Annotated in this window: 19 protein-coding genes; 8 read left to right on the forward strand and 11 right to left on the reverse strand. The window is 64.0% G+C overall.

Features of this window, described 5'->3' with window-relative positions; genetic code table 11:
- Position 1 precedes the first annotated feature (1 nt).
- The 4 genes from CO676_RS05740 to CO676_RS05755 all read left to right on the forward strand — a co-directional run bounded on the left by CO676_RS05740 (position 2) and on the right by CO676_RS05755 (position 4,305).
- Positions 2–640, forward strand: coding sequence for a 2-dehydro-3-deoxy-6-phosphogalactonate aldolase (locus tag CO676_RS05740; protein ID WP_097519898.1), 639 nt, complete (start codon positions 2–4; stop codon positions 638–640).
- Positions 637–1,521 (forward strand): SMP-30/gluconolactonase/LRE family protein, encoded by an 885-nt coding sequence (locus CO676_RS05745; protein ID WP_097519899.1) that lies wholly within the window; start codon positions 637–639, stop codon positions 1,519–1,521. Before CO676_RS05740 ends, CO676_RS05745 begins: the two co-directional genes overlap by 4 nt.
- A 129-nt stretch (positions 1,522–1,650) precedes the next feature.
- A complete protein-coding gene (locus tag CO676_RS05750) occupies positions 1,651–3,375 on the forward strand; it encodes an IlvD/Edd family dehydratase (RefSeq protein ID WP_014761320.1) in 1,725 nt (574 codons plus the stop codon).
- A gap of 291 nt (positions 3,376–3,666) precedes the next feature.
- Positions 3,667–4,305: a PRC-barrel domain-containing protein gene (locus tag CO676_RS05755; protein ID WP_041414920.1), complete on the forward strand. Its 639-nt coding sequence runs from the start codon at positions 3,667–3,669 to the stop codon at positions 4,303–4,305.
- Positions 4,306–4,476: 171 nt separating this feature from the next.
- On the opposite strand, the gene CO676_RS05760 is transcribed toward CO676_RS05755, so the two are convergent.
- A complete protein-coding gene (locus tag CO676_RS05760; protein ID WP_097519900.1) occupies positions 4,477–6,027 on the reverse strand; it encodes a trimethylamine methyltransferase family protein in 1,551 nt (516 codons plus the stop codon).
- 90 nt (positions 6,028–6,117) lie between these two features.
- On the opposite strand from CO676_RS05760, the gene CO676_RS05765 reads away from it, so the two are divergent.
- Positions 6,118–7,086, forward strand: coding sequence for a LysR substrate-binding domain-containing protein (locus tag CO676_RS05765; protein ID WP_014761317.1), 969 nt, complete (start codon positions 6,118–6,120; stop codon positions 7,084–7,086).
- Here the strand turns inward: CO676_RS05765 and CO676_RS05770 are convergent.
- Positions 7,059–8,399, reverse strand: a complete 1,341-nt coding sequence (locus CO676_RS05770; RefSeq protein ID WP_014761316.1) for an EAL domain-containing protein — start codon at positions 8,397–8,399, stop codon at positions 7,059–7,061. The two genes, CO676_RS05765 and CO676_RS05770, sit on opposite strands and share 28 nt — an antisense overlap.
- Positions 8,400–8,702: 303 nt before the next feature.
- Positions 8,703–10,427, reverse strand: coding sequence for a response regulator (locus tag CO676_RS05775; protein WP_014761315.1), 1,725 nt, complete (start codon positions 10,425–10,427; stop codon positions 8,703–8,705).
- 346 nt (positions 10,428–10,773) lie between these two features.
- On the opposite strand from CO676_RS05775, the gene mutL reads away from it, so the two are divergent.
- Together mutL and CO676_RS05785 are read left to right on the forward strand one after the other, a co-directional pair.
- On the forward strand, positions 10,774–12,591 hold the full coding sequence (gene mutL / locus CO676_RS05780) for a DNA mismatch repair endonuclease MutL (protein ID WP_097519901.1): 1,818 nt from the start codon (positions 10,774–10,776) through the stop codon (positions 12,589–12,591).
- 137 nt (positions 12,592–12,728) lie between these two features.
- Positions 12,729–12,962, forward strand: coding sequence for a DUF2093 domain-containing protein (locus CO676_RS05785; RefSeq protein WP_014761313.1), 234 nt, complete (start codon positions 12,729–12,731; stop codon positions 12,960–12,962).
- Positions 12,963–12,990: 28 nt separating this feature from the next.
- Here CO676_RS05785 and lpxK read toward each other — a convergent pair whose 3' ends face one another.
- From lpxK to CO676_RS05815, 6 genes are all read right to left on the reverse strand, one after another.
- Positions 12,991–14,031 carry a tetraacyldisaccharide 4'-kinase gene (lpxK, locus tag CO676_RS05790; RefSeq protein WP_097519957.1) on the reverse strand — a complete coding sequence of 347 codons (1,041 nt, stop codon included), beginning with the start codon at positions 14,029–14,031 and terminating at the stop codon, positions 12,991–12,993.
- 136 nt (positions 14,032–14,167) lie between these two features.
- Positions 14,168–14,872, reverse strand: coding sequence for an HAD family hydrolase (locus tag CO676_RS05795; RefSeq protein WP_097519902.1), 705 nt, complete (start codon positions 14,870–14,872; stop codon positions 14,168–14,170).
- 19 nt (positions 14,873–14,891) lie between these two features.
- Entirely contained in the window at positions 14,892–16,205 is a 1,314-nt protein-coding gene (gene waaA / locus CO676_RS05800; protein ID WP_097519903.1) for a lipid IV(A) 3-deoxy-D-manno-octulosonic acid transferase, read from the reverse strand.
- Between the two features lie 33 nt (positions 16,206–16,238).
- On the reverse strand, positions 16,239–16,475 hold the full coding sequence (locus CO676_RS05805; protein ID WP_014761309.1) for a DUF4170 domain-containing protein: 237 nt from the start codon (positions 16,473–16,475) through the stop codon (positions 16,239–16,241).
- A 58-nt stretch (positions 16,476–16,533) separates the two neighbouring features.
- Positions 16,534–17,352: a 3'(2'),5'-bisphosphate nucleotidase CysQ gene (locus tag CO676_RS05810; protein ID WP_097519904.1), complete on the reverse strand. Its 819-nt coding sequence runs from the start codon at positions 17,350–17,352 to the stop codon at positions 16,534–16,536.
- Between the two features lie 63 nt (positions 17,353–17,415).
- Complete coding sequence (locus CO676_RS05815) at positions 17,416–18,762, reverse strand: TldD/PmbA family protein (protein WP_041413864.1); 1,347 nt, start codon at positions 18,760–18,762, stop codon at positions 17,416–17,418.
- Between the two features lie 149 nt (positions 18,763–18,911).
- Between CO676_RS05815 and CO676_RS05820 the strand changes: the two genes are divergently transcribed.
- Entirely contained in the window at positions 18,912–20,771 is a 1,860-nt protein-coding gene (locus CO676_RS05820; protein ID WP_097519905.1) for a monovalent cation:proton antiporter-2 (CPA2) family protein, read from the forward strand.
- 27 nt (positions 20,772–20,798) lie between these two features.
- Here the strand turns inward: CO676_RS05820 and CO676_RS05825 are convergent, their stop codons facing one another.
- Positions 20,799–21,683 (reverse strand): patatin-like phospholipase family protein, encoded by an 885-nt coding sequence (locus CO676_RS05825; protein WP_097519906.1) that lies wholly within the window; start codon positions 21,681–21,683, stop codon positions 20,799–20,801.
- Positions 21,684–21,775: 92 nt separating this feature from the next.
- Positions 21,776–22,336: a 16S rRNA (guanine(966)-N(2))-methyltransferase RsmD gene (rsmD, locus tag CO676_RS05830; RefSeq protein WP_097519907.1), complete on the reverse strand. Its 561-nt coding sequence runs from the start codon at positions 22,334–22,336 to the stop codon at positions 21,776–21,778.

The raw sequence follows: 22,336 nt of genomic DNA on the forward strand, positions 1-22,336 counted from the left end.
GATGAACCGCATTCCCTTGCCACCGATGAAATATCCGCTGATTGCGATCTTGCGCGGGTTGAAGCCAGAGGAGACTGAAAGCGTCGTCGGCGCGTTGATCGAAACGGGCTTTACGGCGATCGAGATTCCGCTGAATTCGCCCGACCCTTTCCGATCCATCGAAACAGCGGTGAAGATGGCGCCGGCCCATTGCCTTATCGGCGCCGGCACGGTGTTGACGACGGCTGACGTCGAACAGCTTGACGACGTCGGCGGGCGCCTCATGGTCAGTCCCAATGTCGAACCATCGGTCATTCGGCTTGCCGCGGCGAAGGGCATGGTGACGATGCCTGGCGTCTTCACGCCGACGGAGGCGCTCGCGGCTGTGGCGGCGGGTGCGAGCGGCCTGAAATTCTTCCCGGCGAGCGTCCTCGGGCCTTCCGGCATCGCGGCGATCCGCGCGGTGCTTCCGCGCGATCTGGAGATCGCCGCCGTCGGCGGCGTCTCGGAGACCAATTTCGCCGACTACGCCAAGATCGGCGTGCGCAGCTTCGGACTAGGCTCGAGCCTCTATAAGCCCGGAATGAGTGCTGCGGATGTCAGGCAGCGGGCGGTAGCCACGCTCGCGGCCTATGATGCCGTCTATGGAGGCCAGGAATGACCGACCTCGCCGCCTTTTCCGGCCGCATCCTCTGCGATTTCGCCTCCGAGCTCGGCGAAGGCCCAACCTACGATCCCCGCACCGATACCGCCTGGTGGTTCAATATCAAGGGCCAGGAGCTGCACGAGCTCCATCTCGAAAGCGGGCACAAGACCATTCATCCCCTGCCCTTTCTCGGCAGCGTGCTGGCCACCATCGATCCCGGCCGGCAATTGATCGCATCGGACCAGGGTCTGTTTGTCCGCGACACGGCAAGCTTCAAGCTCAGCCCCTTCGCAACGCTTGAGGACAAGCCGGGCAATCGCTCCAATGACGGACGCGTCCATGCCTCGGGCGCGCTGTGGATCGGCACGATGGGGCGGAGTGCCGAGAAGCATGCCGGCGCGATTTATCACGTCGCCGGCAATCGGATAACCAAGCTCTACAGCAACATCACCATCCCGAACGGGATCTGCTTTTCGCCGGATGGCGCCATCGCCTATTTCACCGACACGGACGTCAATCACCTGATGCGCGTCGCCATCGACCCGGCAACGGCACTGCCGACCGGCGACGCCGTCATTCTTTCCGACGAAAGCGCCGCACCGGGCGGGATCGACGGCTCGGTCTGCGATGCCGACGGCCTGATCTGGAACGCGCGCTGGGGTGCCGGCGCCATCGAGGTGTACAAGCCCGACGGCCGGAAGGTCGCCCGCTATGCCGTTCCGGCGACACAGCCGAGTTGCCCGGCCTTCATCGGCGTGAGGGCAGACAGGCTGCTGGTCACCTCGGCATGGCAGGATCTCGACGACGCGGCACACTCCGCCGATCCCAACGCCGGCAAGACCTTCGAGCTCGGCATCGAAGTCACGGGCCGCTTAGAGCCGTCGTTCCGGCTCTAGAGTTAGGAATACCGGCGGCAGGCGATCCTTTCATTCGGCGTCACCAAGTTGAACAAATGCTGGCGGCGCCGAGAAAAAGTCATACAATTAATCCATGCGATGAATCGCGCGTGGAAAGGGAGTGCTCGGATGAGCGAAAAGAAGAAAGACCTGAGAAGCCGGCACTGGTACGGCGGCACAGACAAGGATGGCTTCATTCACCGGTCCTGGATGAAGAACCAGGGATTTCCGGATCATGTCTTCGACGGCCGGCCAATCATCGGCATCTGTAACACCTGGTCCGAGCTGACGCCCTGCAACAGCCACCTGCGCATCCTCGCAGAGGGCGTCAAGCGCGGCGTCTGGGAGGCCGGCGGCTTCCCGGTCGAATTTCCCGTCTCGTCGCTCGGCGAAACGCAGATGCGACCGACGGCCATGCTGTTCCGCAATCTCCTGGCGATGGACGTGGAAGAGGCGATCCGCGCCTACGGCATCGATGGCGTGGTGCTTCTTGGCGGCTGCGACAAGACGACGCCAGGCCAGTTGATGGGTGCGGCCTCCGTCGATCTGCCGACAATCGTTGTTTCCTCCGGGCCGATGCTCAACGGCAAATGGAAGGGCAAGGATATCGGTTCGGGCACCGATGTGTGGAAATTCTCCGAAGCGGTGCGTGCCGGCGACATGAGTCTGCAGGAGTTCATGGCCGCCGAAAGCGGCATGTCACGCTCTCCCGGCGTCTGCATGACGATGGGCACGGCGACCACCATGGCCTCGGTGGTCGAGGCGATGGGCCTGTCGCTGCCGACCAATGCGGCGCTGCCGGCCGTCGACGCGCGCCGCATGGCGCTGGCGCACATGACCGGCAAGCGGATCGTCGACATGGTGCACGAGGATTTGAGACTCTCGAAGATCCTGACGCGGAAGAACTTCGAGAACGGCATCATCGCCAATGCCGCCGTCGGCGGATCAACCAACGCCGTCGTGCACCTTCTGGCGATCGCCGGACGCGCCGGTGTCGATCTCTGTCTGGAGGATTTCGACCGCGTCGGCGGCCAGGTGCCCTGTATCGTCAACTGCATGCCGTCGGGCAAGTACCTGATCGAGGACCTCGCCTATGCGGGCGGCCTGCCGGCGGTGATGAACCGCATACAGCACCTGATGCATGCCGATGCCCCGACTGTGTTCGGCGTCCCGATCAGCAAATATTGGGAGGATGCGGAGGTCTACAACGACGACGTCATTCGGCCGCTCGACAATCCGCTCCGCGCTGCCGCGGGCATCCGGGTGCTGAAGGGCAACCTGGCGCCGAACGGGGCTGTGATCAAGCCGTCGGCGGCAAGCGAACACCTGCTTGCCCATGAAGGCCCGGCCTATGTCTTCGAAACCATCGAAGACCTCAAGGCGAAGATCGACGATCCGGACCTGCCGGTCACCGAGGATACGATCCTGGTGCTGAAGGGCTGCGGCCCGAAGGGCTATCCCGGCATGGCCGAGGTTGGCAATATGCCGATCCCGCGCCGGCTCGTCGAAAAGGGGGTTCGCGACATGGTGCGGATCTCGGATGCGCGCATGTCCGGCACCGCTTTCGGCACCGTCGTGCTGCATGTCAGCCCGGAAGCCAATGCCGGCGGTCCGCTGGCGATCGTCAAGACCGGCGACCGCATCCGGCTCGACGCCATGAAGGGCGAATTGAACCTCCTGATCAGCGAGGAGGAATTCGCGGCTCGAAGGGCGGCCTGGCAGCCGCCGGAGCAAAAATGGCAGCGCGGCTACTACAAGCTCTATCACGACACCGTGCTGCAGGCCGACAAGGGTGCCGACCTCGATTTTCTCGTCGGCAGTAGCGGCAGCGAGGTGCATCGCGAGAGCCACTGAAGCCCTTTGGCCAGGGATATCTGGGCGCCGCGTGCCGGCTTCGACACGCGGCGTTTTCTGTTCGTCCGAGATGAGATTGGGTCGCCCTGGCGCGGTCCGCGTCCGCGCTAAATCGCCTTATACCGCTGGGTTGAGCAGGCTTGGAGTCGAGACAACCAGCAGCTTCAGATTTTCATTTTTTCCGGAACAGTTTTCGCTGCCGGACGTTGCTTGAGTACCACCGGCGCAGCACAAACCGGGAGCACTCGGGGCTGCGCCTTGCCCGACAACGTCAACGAAAGGCAGACTGATATGACCGACAAATTTATATCTTCCGTTGCCGCCGGCGCGCTTCTCGTGGGCGTTGCCGTCGCTCCGATGAGCTTCGCGCAGGAAACCACCACACCGCCTGCCCCGGCGCCCGAGACGCAGACCATGGACCCTGCTCCGGCAACGCCGCCGGTAACACCGGCACCGGCTGATCAGGCGCAGACACCGGCTCCTGCGGACAAGACGACCGACATGGCTGCCGGATCCGGCTACTTGACCGAGCAGGCCGCGGACCAGATTTCCGCCAACACCTATATCGGTCAATCGGTGCACAACCCCAACGATGAAAGCATCGGCGAGATCAACGACCTGATCATCAAGAAGGAAGGCGGTATCGCTGCTGCTGTCGTCGGCGTCGGCGGTTTCCTCGGAATCGGTGAGAAGAACGTCGCGGTTCCCTTCGAAAGCATCGAAGTCACCGAACAGCCAGACTCGGATGCCCTGAAGCTGACCACGACCGAAACGGCGGAGTCGCTTAAGGCAGCGCCGGAATTCAAGACGAAGTCGCAGTTGATGGCTGAGCGCAATGCAGCACAGCCGGTCGATACGTCGACCACCTCGGCCACCGGCACGACCCCGGCACCGGCACCGGCTCCGGCCGAACCCGCACCTCAGCAGTAAGCCAGATGCGGGCCGACTGGCCAAAACAGAAAGCGGCGCTCAACGGCGCCGCTTTTTTGTCAGACGAGAACAGGCGTGTCTCGGCGCGTCCTCGGGCGTTGCGAGTCTCGTCGCTTGGAGCTCCGCCTGCGGCCCACTTCCTGCGGGATTGATCCGAAAACCGTCTCCACGTTAATACCAGGCGTCCGCCATGCTCGCCTTGCGTCTGGCGACATAGTCAACCAGCGCTTCGTCGATCGCCGCATCCAAGGGCGGCGCTTCGTATTCGGCAAGCGTCTTCTTCCAGGAACGATTGGCACGCAGCGCCATGTCGGTTTCTCCCTCCTCGACCCATTTCTCGAACGGCTCGTTATCGGACAGCGCACTGTCCCAGAAGGCGGTCTGATAGTTGCGCATCGTATGCTCGCAGCCAAGGAAATGACTTCCCGGCCCCACTTCCACAAACGCATCCATGGCAAGCGAATTGTCGTCGACGACGACGCCGGCGAGATAGGAGTGGAGGGCGCCGCAGAAGTCGGTATCCATCACGAATTTTTCGTAGGACATGGCGAGCAGACCGTCGACGAAGCCGGCGGAATGCAGGATGAAATTCGCGCCGCAATGGACGGCCGACAGCATCGACATGACGCCTTCCTGCATCGCCTGCGCGTCCGGCCGCTTCGAATTGGAGAAGTTGCCGGCGCAGCGCAACGGCAGTCCCAGCCGGCGTGCGAGCTGGCCGACGACCATGCTGCCGATCGCCGGTTCGGGCGTGCCGAAGGTCGGCGAGCCTGAGCGGAGCGACATCGACGATAGGAAATTGCCGAAGATCACCGGGGCGCCCTTGCGCTCCAACTGCGTCAGCGCGCAGCCGGCAAGCGTTTCGGCGTAGGACTGGGCGATGGCGCCGGCATTGGTGACCGGCCCCATGGCGCCGCCGAGGATGAAAGGGACGATGACCGCTGCCTGATTGGCACGCGCATAGGCGCGCAACGACTTCGTCATCGTCCCGTCCCAGACGAGTGGCGAGTTGACGTTGACGTTGCCGAGGATGACGCAGTTGTTGTCGACGAATTCGACACCGAAGAGGAGGCGGGCCATCTCGATCGAATCCTCGGCCCGCTCCTCGGCGGTGATCGAGCCCATGAAGGCACGGTCGGAATATTTGATGTGGCTGTAGACCATATCGAGATGGCGCTTGTTGACCGGCACGTCGACCGGCTCGCAGATCGTTCCACCGGAATGGTGCAACCAAGGGCTCGACTGGGCGAGCTTCACCAGATTGCGGAAATCTTCGATCGTGCCGTAGCGCCTGCCCTTATCGAGATCCATGACGAATGGAGAGCCGTAAGCCGGGGAAAAGACGACGTTTCGGCCGCCGATTTCGACGCTGCGGGCGGGATTGCGGGCGTGCTGGGTGAATTGCGAGGGCGCCGAGCGGACGATCTCCTTCAGCATGCCGGGCTCGAAGGTGACGCGGACGCCGTCGAGCTTCGCGCCAGCGCGCCGCCAGTGGTCGAGGACCGCCGGATCGTCGCGGAATTCAATACCCACCTCGGCGAGAATGCGATCGGCGGTCCGTTCGATCCGCTCCAGGCTCTCCTCCCCGAGGATGTCGTAAGTTGGTATGTTGCGGACGATATAGGGAACGCCGAGATTTCTGGCGCCGCCTTCCCGCCGATGCGGCCGTCCGCCTCGCGTTCGCTTCGTGACCTCGCCGGCCCCCGCGCTTGCCAATGCCATCGTCGTCCTCCCATGATTTGCGATGATGGTATGTTCCGGAAAGACCATTGTAACGCTGGAAAAATTCTAAGCATGATATAAGCACTATTTATGGAAAGCCTGCGCCGCCTGCTCCCGTCCGCCGCCAGCCTCATCATCTTCGAGGCGGCCGGCCGCCATCAGAACTTCACCCGCGCCGCCAGCGAGCTCGGCATGACGCAGGCGGCGGTCTCCTATGCCATAAGAGGTCTTGAGGACCAGCTCGGCGTTTCGCTCTTCCATCGCGTACACAGGGCCGTCGAACTCACCGAGGCCGGCGAGAAGTTCCATGCCGATGTGTCGGTCGGGCTGGCGCGCATCCAGAAGTCGGCGGAAGACATTCGCGCCAAGGGCCGCGAGACGAACGTCACCTTGGCCGCGTCGACGGCCTTCGCCTCCATGTGGATGCTGCCGCGCCTCACCCGGCTGCGCGAGGATCTGCCGGAGATCGACCTTCGCATCCAGACAGGCGTGCGCGATCTGGATCTCGACGAAGAGCCCATACCCTTGGGTATTCGCGGCGGCGATCCCGGCCAATGGCCGCGCTACCACGCCGCGTTGCTGGCCGACGAGGTGATCAATGCCGTGGCGACGCCATCCTATATCGAGGCGCATGGCATGCCCGAGACGCCGGCGGATCTTCTGCGGCATAGCCTCATCCACCTCGAAGAGCCGGTCAGGCGCGCCTGTGACTGGACCGAGTGGTTCGCCAGTGCCGGCATCGCCTATCCGGCACAGGGCAAGCGGCTGGCGATCAACGACTATGTTCTGGTGATCCAGGCCGTGCTTGCCGGCGAAGGCATCGCGCTTGGCTGGGACCATCTGATCGCCGGACAGGTGCGCTCCGGTGCCCTCGTACCGGTTGGAGGGCACGTGCTCAGGACCGGCCAGGCCTTTTACGTCGTCTGGCCGAGATCGCGCGAACTCAACAGCCAGGCGGGGCGGATTCGGGACTGGTTGCTGAGAGAAGGTGCGCGCGACCGTTCACAGATCGATGACGCTGCGGACGACCGTCAGCGCGCCACAGCGGTATCGCGGTGACGATCGGAAAGATAGCGCATGGTGGCGACCGCATCGGCCGGTTTGCCGTAGAAGTAGCCCTGTCCCATGCCGCAGCCGAGCGCTTTCAGCTTCAGCACTTCGGAGAAATTCTCGATGCCCTCGGCGACGACCTCGAGTTCGAGGCCCTCGCACATCGATACGATCGCCCTGACGATATGTTCCGAGGCGCGATCCGCTGAAATCCGCGAGACAAAAGCGCGGTCGATCTTGACCTTGTCGAAAGAGAAATCACGCAAGCGGCAGAGGCTCGACTGTCCGGTGCCGAAATCGTCGAGCGACACGCGCACGCCGGCCGCCCGCAATTCGGAGACGATCTTCTGGGCCACATCGGCATCCGCCATCACGGCCGTTTCGGTGATCTCGAGCTCCAGGCGGCGCGGGTCGAGGCCCACCTTGTTGACGATGGCCAGGAGGCGGCCGCTCGTCGCCGGGTCCATCAATTGGGCCGACGACAGGTTGAAAGAGAGGAACAATTCCTTCGGCCAGGCCAACGCCGCCTGTGCCGCCTTGCGCAGCAGCATTTCGGCGAGCGCCTCGATGAAGCCGCGCTCCTCCGCCAGCGGTACAAAGACGGACGGCGAGACATAGCCGAAGTCCGGATCGCACCATCTGGCGAGCGCTTCGAAACCGACCACGCCGTCGTTGCGAAGGTCGACGATCGGCTGGAAATGAACATCAATCTCTTCGGCGATGATCGCGTTGCGCAGAGCCTGCTCAAGCTGCGTCGCCCGCTTCATCTCCTGGGCGATCTCCTGCGAGTAAACCGTGATCTGGCCGCGTCCACGCCGTTTCGAGCGGTAAAGGGCCGTGTCGGCGCTTTTCAAAAGATCCTCGAACGCGGCACCGGCAAAGGGATAGACGGCAAAACCGAAGGACGCGGACAGCCGAACGGTGCGGTCGCCGAGATCGAAGGGGGCAGAGAGGATTTCCTTCAGCATCTGGCCAAGCTTCTCGGCGCCCTTGCGCTCGAAGACCAGCGGCAGCACCAGGGCGAACTCGTCGTCGGCCGTGCGTATCACCGTCGCGCCTTCTGGAACGCAGGCCGTCAATCTCTGCGCCACCTGGCAAAGGATCCGATCGCCTGCCTCCGGCCCGAAGAGATCGTTGATCGGCTTGAAGCCATCGAGATTGGCGAGGCCTATGGTGAACGGGGCCGGATCGCTGGCACGTTCGGCGGCAAGCTCGCAAACCTTGTGTCGCAATCGCTGGGCATTGCCCAGCCCCGTCAGCGGATCGACAGAGGGAAGCCTCTCTTGACCATAGCGTTCGGTCGCGAGCTCCGCGAGCATCATTGCGGTGCGCTCCCGGCACGCAGCACGCCCCGTCGGCCGGAACCGATGTCCGTCCGGGGAAATAGCTGTGTGGCTGACGTGCTCATTCCTGTAATACTCAACTCTTGCAGACTTGGAGCGGCATCATTGCACGTTCAATGGACATGGATTGCTACCGAATTCCAACGGCTGGGCAGTTTCTCCCGGGTGATGGCGCCTAAGAAAGGAACCTTGCAGCAGACGATGACAATCGGCGGTTAACAATCCTATATCGACCGAACGTCAAATCTGGCGACGAGGCTCGTCGCCGGCGCTACCGACCGATCAAACTGTCATCCGCACGCTGGCGCTGCGCATGTATTTACGCAGCAACGCTTCGATCATATCCGGACTGATCGGCTTCATGATGTGATCGTCCAGGCCCGCCGCCTCGCACCGCTGAAGGTCGATGTCGAGGGCTTGGGCGGTGACGGCGACGATGGGCGTGCGGCGTCCTGTCTGCCGTTCCGCGTCGCGAATGGCCGCGGCGGCCTCGAAGCCGTTCATGACCGGCATCGATATGTCCATCAGAATGAGGGACGGCTGGAGCTCGTGCCAGAGTTCGACTGCTTCCCGGCCGTTCGCGGCAATCCGATAGGAGACGCCGAGACCGTCCAGTATCTGCGCGAAAACGAACTGGTTGATCTGGTTGTCCTCGGCGACGAGCACTTCCACCTCGGGTGCCCCTGTCCGGGCCGCTGCATCCCCCTCGAAAGAGACTTCCCAATCCGCTTGCGGCAACTGCGAACGCGCCTGCTGCCGGTCGCTGCTAGCCCTGAAGATCTCGCCGAGCAGAGTGGTGCCGTCCGCCTCCGGCGGGATCTCGAGCACCGGACAAGCCTTCCACCCGCCGAGAATGGCGCCCCTGGCCGGAAATGCCGTGTCCAACGCCAAAATATCGAGCTTTACGCTCCGGTCCTCGGCGGCGGCCGCAAAAGCTTCGAGCTCGTCGCGATTTCGCACGGCGCAGGCATCGAGGCCCGAACCGCGCAGCCGTGCGACGATCCGCGCCTCCATTTCCCTGTCCGCCGTCGCCAAGAGGACGCGCAGACCCCGGGCCGGCAGCGTCTCGATCATCGAACCGGCTTCGACGAGCTGCTGGACGTTCAGGGCCCGGAACGGATCGTAGAAATTCTGGGCAGGGGTGAAGATGCTGTAGTCGCGGATCTGCAGCCCCGAATTGCCGCCGCCATCTTCCGCACCGTGATACCAGGCGGCTATGTCGGTGACGTCGTTCATGCAGGTGACGACGAAGTGGCGTCCCGGCACGCCGACACGATACTTGCGCGTCACGACCCATAAGTCGCTGCCATCGGCGCGGACGATATGCTCAGCCTCTGAATGCGGCCGTCCGGTCGCCAGCACATGCCGATCCGACTGCTCGAAGCGTTCCGCAAGTTCTGCGTCGACTACATCCCAGGCCGAACGACCGAGGATCGCCTCCGGCGCCACGTCGTGAATGGCACAGAAGGCCTTGTTGGCGGCGATGTAGTGCAGATTGCGGTCCTTGACGCAGATCGGATTGGGTTGCGCATCAAGGATCTGCTCGGTGAGTTCGACACGTTCGAGGTCGGTTTGGAGCTGTTCCTCGCGCTTCTTCTGGTCGGAGACGTCGCTGACCGACAAAATGCCAATACCGCTCGACAGGCGGCGCTTGCGCAGGCAGACCCAGCGCGTCCGTCCAGCCCGCTCGACATTTTCGTATCGCTCGCGCCAATGGAGGCCCATTTGCTCGGCGATCCAGTCCTCCCGGTTCGCTCGGCGCCGGCTGCTTTCGGGCAGCGTTCCGGGTCGCAGGCCGGTATCGTAGACAGCGCCGAGAAAATCGCGAAGCCGCGTACCGGTCTTCAACAGGTGAGGCTGGACAGGGAAGAACTGCAACATCGAGGCGCTGGCATAGAGGATCGTGTCGTCCCGCCCGCAGACGAGCAGAGCAAGGCCAAGCGCATCGCAACTCGACTCCAGAACGATCCTGTTGATGTCCGCGCCGCCCGACGCCACATCGTTCATTACACTGCCCTCGTCTCGCCGACCGCATGAGTTCCTTGAAAGGCCATGCAGCTATCTGAAATGTTGCAGCGACCTGCGCCTGGCGGCGCTGCAGCGGCGTTTTGTTTCGGGACATGCTGGCTGGCCGTTCGACGGCACTCTTCGGGCGGGATTCGAGCGGCGCCCAGCAACGCCGCGATGCTCCAAAGAACAAAACCCGTGATCATTCAGGTTGTTGTGGAAAATCGCAGCAGAACGTTAAGGCCGAATTAAATCGGCTTCCATTTTTGCCGATCCACCTGAGGCCGAGCGCCGATTCCGGCGCGAGAGCCCTTTCCCTCCTTCGCCGAATCCTGGAAAATGGGCCATGGCCATCAAACAACTCTCGGAAACGCTCATCAACCAGATCGCCGCCGGTGAAGTCATCGAGCGACCCGCCAGCGCCGCCAAGGAACTGATCGAAAATGCCCTCGACGCGGGCGCGACCAGGATCGAGGTGGCGACGGCCGGGGGCGGCAAGACGCTGCTCCGGGTGAGCGACAACGGCAGCGGCATGTCACCCACCGATCTCGAACTGGCGATCCGCCGGCATTGTACGTCCAAGATCGGCGACGCCCTCACGGACATCCGCACGCTCGGTTTTCGCGGCGAAGCTCTCCCCTCGATCGGATCGGTGGCGCGCCTGTCGATCACCAGCCGGACCGCGACCGCCAGCGAGGGGGCGGCGATTTCGGTGACTGGCGGCAGGACCGAGCCGGTCCGTCCTTCGCCCGCCAATGTCGGGACGGTTGTCGAGGTGCTTGACCTGTTCTTCGCCACGCCGGCGCGGCTCAAATTCATGAAATCGGAAAAGGCCGAAGCCGCGGCGATTTCCGAAGTCGTCCGCCGCATGGCGATCGCCTTTCCGAAGGTGCGGTTCGTGCTGTCCGGTTCGGATCGCTCGACCCTGGAGTTTCCGGCGACCGGCGACGATCGGCTGGCGCGCATGGCACAGGTGCTCGGCAAGGACTTTCGCGATAATGCCATCGAGATCGATGCGGAGCGCGAAGAGGTGCGGCTCACCGGATTTGCCGGCGTGCCGACCTTCAACCGCGGCAACTCGCTGCAGCAATATGCCTTTGTCAACGGGCGCCCGGTGCAGGACAAGCTCGTCCTCTCCGCCATCCGCGCCGCCTATGCCGAAACCATTCCGCAAGGGCGCTATCCGGTCGCCGTGCTCTCGATCCTGATCGACCCTGCCCTCGTCGACGTCAACGTCCATCCGGCCAAATCGGACGTGCGCTTCCGCGACCCGGGGCTGATCCGCGGACTTATCATCGGCGCGATCCGCGAGGCTTTGACGCGCGGCGGCGCCCGGGCAGCAACGACCGGGGCCCAGGGAATGATGCGCGCCTTCCGCACGGAAGCCTACCGACCAGAACCGCGGCGAGCGCAGGCGCCCTGGACGGCTGCCGCCTCGCCCTACCGACCGATGCAGTTCGACGAGCCCGCCCGCGGCTTTGCCGAGACACCGCAAGCAATATTTGCGGATTTTGCGCAGCCATCGGCACGTGCCGCGGCAGCCGCAGCCGAAACGAAAGCCCCGAACGGCAGCGGCGGGTCCTCCTTCCCGCTTGGCGCCGCACGTGCGCAGCTCCACGAGAACTATATCGTTGCCCAGACCGAAGACGGCCTCGTCATCGTCGACCAGCATGCCGCGCATGAACGTCTCGTGTTCGAGGCGATGCGGACGGCGTTGCATTCTCGGCCAGTGCCGGCACAGGCGCTGCTCATCCCCGAGATCGTCGATCTCGCCGAGGACGACTGCGACCGGCTGATGGCGCATGCCGAAGAACTCCTGCGGCTCGGGCTTTCGATCGAGCGCTTCGGGCCGGGCGCGATCGCCGTGCGCGAAACGCCGGCAATGCTCGGCGAGATGGACGCTTCAGGGCTTGTGCGGCAACTCGCCGACGAACTGGCCGAATGGGACACGGCCAACGGGCTTGCCGGGCGGCTCGAATATCTGGCCGCGACCATGGCGTGCCACGGCTCCGTCCGCTCCGGTCGCCGCATGCGGCCGGAGGAAATGAACGCGCTGCTCCGCCAGATGGAGGCGACACCCGGATCGGGGCAGTGCAACCACGGCCGGCCGACCTACATAGAGCTCAAGCTCGCCGATATCGAAAGGCTCTTTGGCCGGAGCTGAAAACCGGGCGCCTGTGAGAACGCGAGAACGTTGCGACCTCGCAGTCATGATGGCGCCGGATTCGGAATTGCACTGGTCATTTCGCCACGGGCGGGATAGAGATCAGGCAACGAGCATTGACGAGGCAAACACGCAAAATGATGAACCGTTTTGACGGAAATTCCTCTCGCGAAGCGAAAATCCGTTATCTCGACGGCGACTTCCAGATCGTCCTGGCCGGCTCGCATGTCGTCTGCGCCATGACTGGCAAGGCCATTCCAGTGGATGAGCTTCGCTATTGGAGCGTGGAGCGGCAGGAGCCCTACATCGACGCGGCCGCCTCGCTCGAGGCGGAACGGCGTGCCGGAACGCTACCGACGCAGCAGTCCTGACGGCCCTGCGCCGAGATCCAGGAGCCTTTCAACTCTTCCCATTTGCACGCAATTTGCGTGCCCGCGCGGCGGCAAGTGTCGCCTCGATGATCTTGGCGGGCGCTAAGGGATCGTCGAAACGCACCTCGATCTCGATGACCCTGCTGCTGGCGGCCAGTTCCCCCGCCCGTCCGTGGCCGGATTCAAGGCGGACCATGTCCTTGGCCGTCGTCACCAGCGTATAGCCCCGGCTTGCGGCGCGATCGACGAGATCGGCAATCTCGTCCTCGGAAAAGTGGTGATGATCCGGAAAGCTCCGCGTCTCCTCGACGATCGCGCCCGTTTCGCGGACCGTCCGATAGAATTTCTCCGGATCGGCAATGCCCGCCCAGGCCAGAACCTTGACGCCGGACAGCGATTGATCTTCCACCCGCACCGTGTCCGCGACATAGATGGCCTTGCCGGCCCGCGCCGCGCGGCGAATGAGGCGATCGGCGGCCGGACCGTGGCCGATCTTCAGAAGCGCCGTCGCGTGACGAAGCTGGTCGGCGATCGGCGCGCGGACGGGCCCGGAGGGCACCAGATGGCCGTTGCCGATGCCGCGGACCGAATCGATCACCAGCAGCGCGAAATCGAAGGTAAGACGAGCGCTCTGGAAGCCGTCGTCCATGATGATGATGTCGGCGCCTTCGGCGGCGAGCCTGCGGGCACCGTCGACGCGGCGGCGGCAAACGACCGTCAGGGCCTCGCGCGCAAGCAGCAGCGGCTCGTCGCCGACCTCCCGGGCGCGATGATGACCAGGATCAACGACCGTCGTGACGTCCAGCGAGCCGCCATAGCCGCGGCTGAGGAAACCCGGCTTCAGCCCCCGCGCCTTGGCCGCCTGTGCGAGCGCGATGGCGGTCGGCGTCTTGCCTGCCCCGCCGACCGTGAAGTTGCCGACGCAGATCAGCGGCACGGCCGGCATGGCGCGGCGCGCCCGATCCATCCGGATTGCGGCGATGCGGCCATAGACCCAGGAGAAGGGCCAAAGCGCATAGGCACGCCAGTCGGCCTTTGTCCACCAGAACGGAGGCGCTTCGGAAACCATTTTCGACTGTGTTGCCTCCGCGGTTTCGCTAACTCCATCGGCCACGAGGCGCTTCTGGCCGTGTTCTTGCCGGCCGCCGGCCGGCGACGCCACAAGAGACTTCAGAACGCAAAAAAAGGCAAGCGGGTGAACGGAGTCAGAGCACCGCTTCAAGTTCGGTGATATCGGCCAGGCAATGGTCGGAAGCCTCGGCCAGCGACTGGCGCGAGCCGGTGCCTGTCAGCACCGCAATGGTCATGCCGACGCCGGCATTGCGGCCCATATGCATATCGTGATTGTTGTCTCCGACCACCGCCACCTGCTCGGGCGTCAGCCCGGTCGCCGCGCAGAAGCCGAGCACCATGCCTGGCTGCGGCTTGACGCCATAGCCGCTGTCATAGCCGGCGATGTAGTGCAGATAGTTTTCGAAACCGAAGCGCTTGGCCGTTTCCCGGATCGACCGTTCGTTGTCGCTCGAGGCGACGCCGAGGCGATAGCCCTTCGCATGCAGGGCGGCGAAAAAGGCGCCTAGATCGGTCACCGGCACCGCATAGTCGGCGGAATGCGCAAACATCCCGTCGAACAGCGTCGTCAATTCCTCCACGGTGAACGACGCACCGGCATCGACCATGCCTGTCGCAATCTCCACGGTGTTGCCGGCGGCGAGCAGGCTGTCGGGCGCGACGTGGCCCGTATCCGGGTCCATGCCGCCGGCCTGAAGCAAAACTCTCGCGAGGCTCTCATCGCCCCTGGCGGCGATGCGCGCCAGTTCGTAATTCACGGGAACCCAGCTCTTCACATAGTCGAGAAGCGTGCCGTCCTTGTCGAACAAAATGCCGGCGATGCCGTTGCCCGCAGCCATGGTCCCATCCAAGTTGGTGTCAGCTTTCCGCGCGCGGCTCCAGCCGCGCCTTCACGATCAGCGGGTTGATATAGGGTTCGAGTCCCCTCATCGTCGCCGTCAGTGCGCCGCGCATCTGTTGCATGGTTTCAAGTCCCGCGTCGATCATCGAACGACGCATATCGTCGTTGCCGAGCAGGTAGTTGACACCCTTCGCCAGCATTTCGACATCGCGGACGATCTTGGCGCTGCCGTTCTTGGAGAGCATCTGGTACGTCTCGCGGAAATTCTGGACATTGGCGCCCGAAAGCACCGCGCAGCCGAGCATGGCCGGCTCCAGCGGGTTCTGCCCGCCTTCGGCGAAGAGCGAACGGCCGACGAAGGCGACCTCGGTCAGCCGCAGATAAAGGCCCATTTCGCCGATCGTGTCGCCGAGAAAAATGTCGACGTCGGGCGTCAGGCGATCGCCGCGCGTGCGCCGCGCGACCTTCAGTCCCTTGGCCGCCAAGGCCGCTTCGACGGCATCGCTGCGCTCGGGATGACGCGGGACGACGATCGTCAGCAAGCCGTGGCGCTGCTTCAGGGCATGGTGAACCACCCCCGCCGCCTCTTCCTCGCCCTCGAAGGTGGAGATCGCCGCCCAGGTCTTGCGCGAACCGATCTGCTGGGAATATTCGCGCAGCACCTGCGGATCGTGCGGCGGCGCGTCGGTGTCGACCTTGAGATTCCCGGAAACCATCACCGGGAGCGCGCCGAGCGTGCGGAAGCGTTCCGCATCGATATCGGATTGGGCGATGACGAGCGCGAGGTTCTCGAAGAGCGCATCGGCGAGCGACGGCCGCTTTTTCCAACGGGCGAAGGTCCGGTCCGAAAGGCGCCCGTTGACGAGAACCTGCGGAATGTGGCGTCGGCCCAGTTCGACAATCGTCATCGGCCAGATTTCCGACTCGGCGATGATCGCCAGATCCGGCTGCCAATATTCGAGGAAGCGGCTCACCGCCGGCTTGAAATCGAGCGGAACATATTGATGGATGACGCCCGTGCCCAGGCGTTCGGCGGCAACCCGCGCCGAGGTCGTCGTGCCGGTGGTCAGGACCACGGCGATGCCGCGGCGGCGGATCTCCTTGATCAGTGGGGTGACTGCAGCCGTTTCGCCGACGCTGGCGGCATGAAACCAGACGAGCGGCCCCGGGGGGCGCGGCGCACTCGCATGGCCGTACCGCTCGCGGCGCCGAGCCGGATCCTCCTTGCCCTTGGCCGCCCGCAAGGCCAGATACGGCCCGACGAAGGGGTAGATCGCCGTGCCAAGCCAGCGATAGCTGGAAAGCGCAAGCCGTGCGCGCAGGCTACTCATGAACGCTCGCTTTCACCCGCGCTTACCAACTCATCAATCATTTTCCGGGTCGAGCAGCCGGTGCATGTGGACGATGAAGTAGCGCATATGGGCGTTGTCGACGGTCATCTGCGCCCTGGCCTTCCAGGCAACGTGGGCGCTCTCGTAATCGGGGAAGATGCCGACGATGTCGAGGTTGTTGAGATCGCGGAATTGCACGTCGGTAAGCGTCGTCAACTCGCCGCCGAAGACGAGGTGCAGAAGCTGCTTCTTCTCGGTGTTCTGAGCCATTGTGTTCCCATTGTTCCTTGAAACGTCGGCGTTGATTTGCGGCATTCGCACCCAAAGGTCAATGGGAGTCGAACGGCCTGGAGGCGGCCAGCAACGCCGGCAGGGCCAGAGCGGATCCGGCGCCCAGGACTCCATGACTGACAATCGGGCGATTGTAGGACAAGGGCAGTCCGTCGAGGCCACGGAGCGCCCCGCCTGCCCGTGCCAGAATGAGGTCGGCGGCGGCCAGGTCCCAGTCATGCGCGTTCTTCTTGACGATCGTGCCGTCGATGCGGCCATCGGCGATCATCGCCAACCGATAGGCGAGCGACGGCACGTGCGGCACGCGTGCCAGCCGCTCGCGATAGGGTACGGCGAGCTTGCCGGCGATATCTTCGGCCATCGCCACCTGCAGCCGTTCGTCGGGCACCGGGTCGCGCACGGCAATCGCCGCGCCGTTCTTTCGCGCTTCCCCGTCACGGGTCGCCTGGAAGATTTCTCCGAGCGCCGGTGCATAAAGCACGCCCGCCGTCGGCAGACCCCGGTGGACGACGGCGACGCTGACGCACCAGAGGTCCTTGCCGGAGATAAAGGCGCGCGTGCCGTCGATCGGGTCGACGACGAAGACGGTGTCGCGCGAAAGGCGCGTCGCATCGTCGTCGGTCTCCTCGGAGAGCCAGCCGTAATCGGGCCGCGCGGCAAGCAGCCTTGTCTTCAGGATATCGTTCGCGGCGAGATCGGCCTCGCTCACCGGAGAGCGGCCTTCGTTCTTCCAGCGAACATCGATGGACTTTCGGAAATATCCGAGCGCCGTATCGCCGGCGGCCACCGCCGCGGCGAGAATGAGCTTGAGATCCTCGTCCCAGCTGGGCGCGGTCTGGAGGGCAGCTTCTGACATTCGACTCCTTTAAGCGCCGGGACGCGTCCGCGCGCTTCGTCTGGCGGAACGTACGGCCCGCACTCAGGTTCCGGCAAGCGTCATGCCTTCGATGGCGAAGGTGGGCGCGGCGATGCCGAACTTCCTGTCGATGTCGTCGGCAGGCGTCAAGGCCATGAACATGTGCTTGAGATTGGACGCGATCGTCACCTCCGAGACGGGGAAGGTGATCTCGCCGTTCTCGATCCAGAAGCCAGAGGCGCCGCGGCTATATTCGCCCGTCACCATATTGACGCCTTGGCCGATGAGCTCGGTGACGTAGAACCCGGTGCCGACGCCGCGGATCAGATCGTCGCGGGAAATCGTCCCCGGCTCGAGGGCAAGGTTGGTCGAGGCCGGATTGACCGCCGGGCCGCCGCGTACGCCCCGCCCGTTGGTTTCGAGCCCCAATTCACGCGCCGCGGACGTCGACAGGAACCAGTGCTTGAGGACGCCATCCTCGACCATCGACAGCTTCGAACCGGTGATCCCTTCGCCGTCGAAAGGCCTTGAGGAGGAGCCGCGAACGATCAGCGGATCGTCCGTGACGGCGATCCCTGCCTTCATGATCTGCTTGCCCATCATGTCGCGCAGGAAGCTCGTCTTGCGCGCGACGGACGCGCCGTTGATGGCACCCGCCAGATGACCGACGAAACCGCGCGCCATGCGTGGATCGAAGACAACGGTGACGTTCTTGGCAGTTGGAACTTGCCGCGGATTGAGACGCGCCACGGCCCGTTCGCCGGCAACCCGTCCGATATCATCGGCGCTGCGAAGCTCGTCGAAAAAGAGCCGGCTGTCATAGTCGTAGTCGCGCTCCATCTTGGTGCCTTCGCCGGCGATCGCGCTGACGGAACGGCCAAACCGGGTCGCCATGTAGGAACCCGAGAAGCCATGCGATGTCACGAGCACCAGCCCGCCCATGCCGGCGGAGGCGCCGGCGCCGCTCGAATTGGTAACGCCGGACACCGAAAGCGCCGCCGCCTCGGCCGCAAGCGCCGCTTCGGTCAGCGCCTCGCTCGAAACTTCGCGCGTGTCGAAGAGGTCCAGATCCGGATAGGATCTCGCCAACCGGTCGGGATCGGCGAGCGAGGCGTAGGGGTCCTCCGGCGAGGCCTTGGCCATCGCGACCGCGCGCTCCGCCAGAACCTTCAGATCGAAGCCCGGATTGGCCGAGACGCTGGCGACGCGCCGGCCCACGAACACGCGAAGCGAAAAATCGTCGCTTTCCGAGGCTTCCGTCGCCTCGACCTTGCCGAGCCGAGCCGAAACCGAGCGGGAGCGACCACGTACGACGACAGCGTCGGCGGTCTCCGCACCGGCCTGGCGGGCGCGGTCCACAAGTTCGGCGGCGCGTTTTTCGAGGATGGCGGAATCGATCGTCTCGGACATGATTAGGCCTTTCATTCCTGTCCCATTTATTGTGCACTGGAGCATGCATCAAGGGCATCAAGATGATTCCCCTCTCCACATAGTATGACATCCCGCCTCGCCTCCCCGCCAAGGGAAGTCGAGAACATCCATGACGAAAGCCGCGCGCAATGCAAACGACACAAATCCTCTATACCCAGGCGCTGATGCTGCTCGGCGGCGCCGTCGTTGCTGCGCCGCTGTTCAAACGTCTCGGACTCGGTACGATTCTCGGCTATCTCGCCGCAGGTATCGTGATCGGCCCGGTCGCCCAGTCGATTACCGAGGGCGAAGAAATTCTTCACGTATCGGAACTCGGCGTCGTCTTCCTGCTGTTCATCATCGGTCTCGAACTGAAGCCATCGCGACTATGGCAGATGCGGCGCGACATTTTCGGCCTCGGCACGGCGCAGGTCGCGGTGACAGGCCTCGTACTGTCTTTCCTAATCGCGTTCTTCGATCTGCTGCCGCCGGGCGGAAGCGTCATCGCCGGATTCGGCCTTGCGCTTTCATCGACGGCCTTTGCCATGCAGATTCTCGATGAGAGCAACGATACGAACACGCGCTACGGTCAGCGCGCCTTTTCCATCCTCCTGCTCCAGGACCTGGCAATCGTCCCCCTCCTTGCGCTGATCCCCTTGATGGCGGCGCGGGCACCGGAGGCCACGACCACGCCGCTTGAGGCCTTCGCGATCGCGATTGCGGCCATTGCTGCGCTATTCGCGGCCGGCCGCTACCTGCTCAACCCCCTTTTTCAGGTAATCGCCCGCACCGGAGCCCGCGACGTCATGATCGCCGCAGCGCTGCTCGTCGTCATAGGCGCGGCGACGATGATGCAGTTGGCGGGCCTTTCGATGGCCATGGGCGCCTTTCTGGCGGGCGTGCTGCTCGCCGAATCTTCCTATCGCCACGAGCTCGAAGCCGACATCGAGCCGTTCCGCGGTATCCTCCAGGCGCTGTTCTTCATGGCGGTCGGGCTATCGCTGCAACTCGGCGTCATAGCCGAGAACTATCTGCTGATTGTGGTCGCCGTGCCGCTGCTCATGGCGGTGAAAAGCCTGGTCCTCTATGGGCTTTGTCGCGCGACGGGTTCCCATCACAATGATGCCGTGCGCATCAGCCTGCTTCTGCCACAGGGTGGCGAATTCGGCTTCGTGCTCTTCACGGCCGCCGCCGTTGCCGGCGTCTTCTCGCAAGGGGTCGCCTCCCTGCTCGTCGCGATCGTCACGCTATCCATGGCATTGACGCCCGTGGCGGCGCTGCTTTCGAAGCGGCTGCTGCGTGAACAGGATGATTTGGAAGACGAGATGGAGGAGGATTTCGAGGGCGCTGGCGCCGACGTCCTGATGATCGGCTTTTCGCGCTTCGGCCAGATCGCCGCGCAGATCCTTCTGGCCGGCGGCCGTGACGTTACGATCATCGACCATTCGGCTGCACGCGTTCGCCAGGCTGCGACTTTCGGGTTCCGCATCTATTTCGGCGACGGCACGCGGCTCGACGTCTTGCGGGCGGCCGGCATCGAGAAGGCGAAGATCGTCGCTGTCTGTACGCAGAAGAAGGAGATCACCGACAGGATCATCAGTCTCGTTCAGGCGGAATACCCGAACGCCCGCATTTTCGCGCGTTCCTACGATCGCCTGCATACGCTGGAACTGCGCACCATGGGAGTCGAGTACGAGTTGCGCGAGACGTTCGAGTCCGGCCTGCTGTTCGGCCGCAAGACGATCGAGGCGCTCGGCGTCGGCGGCGAGGAAGCGATCGCCATCATGGACGACATCCGCCGCCGCGACGAGGCGCGGCTGGTGCTGCAGGAGGCCGAGGGCATCACGGCCGGCCGCCACATGCTGCATTCGCAGCCGGTACGGCCGGAACCGCTGGTCAAGCCGAAACGGGACGTCAACCACACTGCTGAGACGGAAGGGCGAATCCTGCCTCAGCTTCCGGACGGCGACAACCGGCGGGCCGGCGAAACGCTGGCCAGTGCCGACTGAGCGAGAACGCGGTGCGGCTGGGCAGAATCAGCGCCCCGCCTGCCATTGATCGATCCGGTCACAGAGCGCTCGCTTCAGTTGCTCCTTCGTCGCGGCAGTGGCGGCAAGCACCTCACGGGCACGCATGAAATCCAATGCGCGGAAGCGGCCGACATCCGGGCGGAGCAGAATATCCGGGGCGCCGGCTTTCATCTTCATGGCTATGATCGACTGCATCATCAGCTGGCTCGCGCCGAACAGGCTGTCGATGCGACTCGGTATCGTCTTGCCGTCGCCGTCCGGCCCGCCGACGACATCGACGGCGACGACGATGTCGGCGAGTTCACGCAAGTGGTCGAAGGGAACCGGATTGTACATGCCACCATCGATCATTACGCGGCCGGCGATCCTCACGGGAATGAAGATCGCCGGCAGGGCGCAGGACGCAGCGATCGCCTGGTGGAGATCGCCGCTCTCGCAAACGCGCTCGGTTTGCCCGTAATAGTCGGTCGCCGTGACTTTCAACGGTATCAGCAGGTCGGAAAAGCGCGTCGGGATCGCCTCCGGGAGAAAGGCTTTCAGTACCCGTTCGATGTTGAATTGCCCGAAGCGGAAACCGCTCGACACGGCCTCCGACAGACTGCCCGGACGGAGCTGCCAAAGGCGGTTGAGCACTTCGCCGCGATTGCCGACGGTGGAAAACGTGTAGTCGCGGATTTCCTTGCCGGTCATGCCGGCGGCCATTCCAGCACCCATGATCGCGCCGATTGACGAGCCGGCAATCGCCATAGGCCGGATGCCCATCTCGTCGAGTGCCTCGATGACGTGGATATGGGCAAGGCCGCGCGCGCCGCCGCCGCCAAACGCGACGGCGATCGTCGGTTCACCTATCGTGTCCGGCCGGTTGCGCTGTGCAGATACGTGCTGCTCCATCGATCTTCTCCGTTTCCGTCTGGTCCACTACAGCCGGTGCCGCCATCAGGGAGGGACCAGACAGGCCTTACGGTCGTCGGACCCAACTTAGATCAAGCGCCAAGAAATCGGTAGAAATGCATTCGCGTGTCGCCGAAGGCGCGATCGTCGAGCGGCTCAAAGGCGCCGGACAATTGCGGCCGCACATCGGCCCGCTCCTCCAGCACCACCAGGGCGCCCGGCACGAGCCATCCGCCGGCCGCCGCCTGCTCGAGCGCGCGTTCGCCGAGTCCCTTGGCATAGGGGGGATCCACGAAAACCAGATGAAACGGTTCTATCGTACCGACCGGGCCGAGATCCGTGGCATCGCGGCGAAAGATCTTGGCACGGCCCTGCAGGCCGAGCGCTTCGATATTGACCCTGATGAGCCCGCGCCCCTCGACCCCCTGTTCGACGAAAAGCGCCTGCCGGCAGCCTCGCGACAGGGCCTCGAGTCCAACCGCACCAGTGCCGGCGAAGAGGTCGAGCATGCGGGCGCCGTCGAGCGCCTCGGGGTAGCTGTGGCTCAGGATGTTGAACAGGCTTTCGCGCGTCCGGTCGGTGGTCGGCCGGATATCGTTGGACTTGGGCGTGGCGAGCGTGCGACCCCGAAACTCTCCGCCGACGATGCGCAC

The organism is Sinorhizobium sp. BJ1 (assembly GCF_002531555.1).
Taxonomy (GTDB): Bacteria; Pseudomonadota; Alphaproteobacteria; order Rhizobiales; family Rhizobiaceae; genus Sinorhizobium; species Sinorhizobium fredii_B.